At 64.0% G+C, this 1,034-nt stretch carries 1 protein-coding gene; it reads right to left on the reverse strand.

The window, feature by feature from the left end:
- Window positions 1-1,034: fibronectin type III-like domain-contianing protein (locus H9626_RS15555; RefSeq protein ID WP_191710007.1), on the reverse strand; the 1,034-nt coding region annotated here is incomplete at both ends.

The following is a 1,034-nucleotide window of genomic DNA, read 5'->3' on the forward strand; positions in this document are numbered from 1 at the left end:
CGGCCGGGTCGTAGTTCGACTCGTTGCGGAACTGCGCCTTGTAGTCGTCGGACAGGGTGTAGTTCGTCGGCGCGGCCAGGGCCTCCTCGCGGTTGGCGAAGTGGTCGGCACGGCTCAGGTAGGTCACGTCGCCGCGGTCGGCGTCGAAGGCGTTGGTCGCGGGAACGGCGTCGCCGTCGTGGGTGTTGTCCTCGGTGTTGTAGACGATGTCCTCGTCCACGGTCACGGTCTTCTCGTCGATCACGGTATGCGAGTCGGCGTTGATCGAGACCTGGTAGTCGCCGGCCTCCAGCACCCACGCCTTGGCGTCCTGATCGTCATAAGAGGCCATGTCGTCATCCTCGAAGGAGACCGAGACGGTCTCCGAATCGCCCGGCTCCAGCAGATCGGTCTTCTCGAAGGCCACCAGGTTCGCGCTGGCCTTCTCGATGCCTCCGTTGGTGTACGGCGGGTTGTAGTAGACCTCGACCACGTCCTTGCCGGCCACGTCGCCCGTGTTCGTCACCGTCACGTCGAACGACACCGTGCCGCCTTGGTAGGTCACATCGCCCATCTGCTGGTCGAACGTGGTGTAGCTCAGGCCGTAGCCGAACGGGAACTCGACCATCGCGTCGTAGTCGATCAGGCCCTCGTCCGCGGCGGTCTCGTAGAACTTGTAGCCGACGTAGATGCCCTCCACGTAGTTCACGAACGTCGGGGTGGACGGGTAGCCGTAGTTGGAGACCGTGAACTCGTCGACGTTGTCGTAGCGGAAGTTGCCGAAGTTGTTCCAGGTCGGGGTCTGGGTCAGGTCGGTGACGAAGGTATCGGAGGTGCGGCCGGACGGGTTGGTGTTGCCGGCGAGCACGTCGCCCAGGGCGTTGAAGCCGGTCTGGCCGGCCGGCGGGCACCTCGGCACCGACGCAATCTGCGGGTAGTCGTCGAGGAAGTCGAACTGGAAAGCGTTCGCGCCGTTGTAGACCAGCGTCACGTCGTCGAACTTCGAGGTGACCATGTCGATCATGTTGCGCTCGGTCTGGCTCAGCTGCAGGGAG

It is taken from the genome of Phocaeicola faecium, from assembly GCF_014837055.1.
GTDB classification, from domain to species: Bacteria; Bacteroidota; Bacteroidia; order Bacteroidales; family Bacteroidaceae; genus Phocaeicola; species Phocaeicola gallinarum.